Source organism: Sphaerimonospora mesophila (assembly GCF_001417795.1).
Taxonomy (GTDB): domain Bacteria; phylum Actinomycetota; class Actinomycetes; order Streptosporangiales; family Streptosporangiaceae; genus Sphaerimonospora; species Sphaerimonospora mesophila.
This window is the reverse complement of the sequence record NZ_BCBX01000084.1, coordinates 1-2,184: the sequence shown is the minus strand read 5'-3', so window position 1 is coordinate 2,184 and position 2,184 is coordinate 1. Positions and strand designations below refer to the sequence as shown.

The 2,184-nt window shown below is 73.2% G+C and carries 1 protein-coding gene; it reads left to right on the top strand.

Going from position 1 to position 2,184, the window contains the following annotated elements:
• Positions 1 to 12: 12 nt before the first annotated feature.
• The coding region (locus AP234_RS34135) for a condensation domain-containing protein (protein ID WP_268778106.1) at positions 13 to 2,184 on the top strand (2,172 nt) is incomplete at its 3' end.

Below are 2,184 nucleotides of genomic sequence, written 5' to 3'. Positions count from 1 at the left end.
GTCTGGCAGACGGTGCCGACACTCTTGGACATGCTGCTCACCGCGGCGGAGCAGTCGCCCTCGCCCGCGCCGCTCGGCGGGCTGCGGCTCGCGCTGCTCGGGGGCGACTGGGTGGGGCTCGACCTGCGCGACCGCCTCATCGCGCTCGCCCCGGACGCCCGGCTGATCGCACTCGGCGGCACCACCGAGACCGCGATCCACTCCTCCGTCTTCGAGGTGCGGGAGGTGCCGCCGCACTGGCGGTCGATTCCGTACGGCGTGCCGCTGCGCAACCAGATGTTCCGGGTGGTGGACGGGCGTGGGCGTGACCGTCCCGACTGGGTGCCGGGTGAGTTGTGGATCGGCGGCGCCGGGGTGGCGCTGGGGTATCGGGGTGATCCGGAGCGGACGGCCGAGCGGTTCGTGACCTCGGGCGGGGTGCGCTGGTATCGGACCGGTGATCTGGGGCGTTACTGGCCGGACGGGACGCTGGAGTTCCTGGGCCGGGCCGACTTCCAGGTGAAGATCCGCGGGCATCGCATCGAGCTGGGAGAGATCGAGGCCGCGCTGACCGCTCACCCGGGGGTGCGCGACGCCGTGGTGATCGCGGTCGGGCAGGCCACGCGCAAACTGGCCGCCGCCGTGGTCACCGAGCCGGGTGCCGACCTGTCGGGGGTCGAGGAGTTCCTGAGCGAGCGGCTGCCGTCGTACATGCTGCCCGACCGGGTGCTGGTGCTGGAGGCGTTCCCGCTCAACCACAACGGAAAGATCGACAGAGCGGCGCTGCGCCGGCTCGCCGAGGCGGAGACCGGCGACCCGGCCCGGCGGGCGGAGCCGCCGGCGACGCCCGTCGAACGGGTGCTGGCCGGGCTGTGGGCCGAGTTGCTCGGCGTCGAGGTGGTCGGCCGCGACGACGGCTTCTTCGCACTCGGCGGCGACAGTCTGCTCGCCACCCGCCTGCTCGGCCGGATGCGGGCGGCCGGCCTGCACGGTGCCGACCTGCGCGCGCTGTTCGCGACCCCGAAGCTGAAGGACTTCGCCGCCGGGCTCACCCAGGGCGACCCGGGCGAGGCCGTCCGGTCGATCGTCGCCGACCCCGAGCACAGGTATGAGCCGTTCCCGCCCACCGACGTGCAGCGCGCCTACTGGATGGGCCGCTCGGCGGAGTTCACGCTCGGCTCGGTCGGCTCGCACTGGTACTGGGAGTTCGACGGCGCGGGCGTCGACCTCGACCGGCTGGAGCAGGCCTGGAACACGCTCGTGCGGCGGCACGAGATGCTCCGCGCCCACTTCGACGCCGACGGAAACCAGCGGATCATGCCCGAGGTGCCGCCCACCCGGATCCGGGTCACCGAGTCGGCCGACGGCGACGAATGCCTCGCCGAGCTCCGCGAGCGGCTCGCCCACCGCGTGCCCGATCCGACCCGCTGGCCGCTGGTCGCGATCGAGGCGGTGCGGTACGGCGGCGACCGCGTCCGCATCGGGTTCAGCTTCGACTACATCGTGCTCGACGCGCTGAGCATCGTGACGGTCTTCGCCGAGCTGTCGGCCCTCTACCGGGACCCGCTGGCCGAGCTGCCCTCGGTCGAGGTGTCCTTCCGCGACTACGTGCTGACGGCGGGCCCCGACGAGCGGGCCGTCGCCGCCGACCAGGCCTACTGGTCGGAGCGGCTGGCGGACCTGCCGCCCGCCCCCCAGCTGCCGCTGCGCGTCGACCCCGACCAGGTGATCAGGCCGCACTTCGTGCGCAGGGAGACCCGGATCTCGCCGGACGCCTGGCGGACGCTGCGCTCGCGCGCCCGCGAGCACGGCCTCACCCCGGCCTCGGTCCTGGCCACAGCCTTCGCCGAGGTGCTCTCCGCCTGGAGCGCGCGGCCCGACCTGACCCTCAACCTCACCCTCTTCGACCGCCGCGAGGTGCACCCGGACATCGATCACATCCTCGGCGACTTCACCTCCCTGCTGCTCGTCACGCACCGGCCCCAGGCGGGGGACGGCTGGCTCGACCTGGTCCGCCGCTTCCAGGAGCAGGTCTGGTCCGGGATGGAGCACAACGCCGTCTCGGCCATCTGGGTGCTGCGCGAGCTCGCCCGCCGCACCGGCCGGCCCGCCGTGTCCATGCCCGTCGTCTTCACCAGCGCCCTCGGCATCAGCGACGACCTGACGAACATGTCCCTGCCCTTCGGAGAGCAGATCTGGGGCATC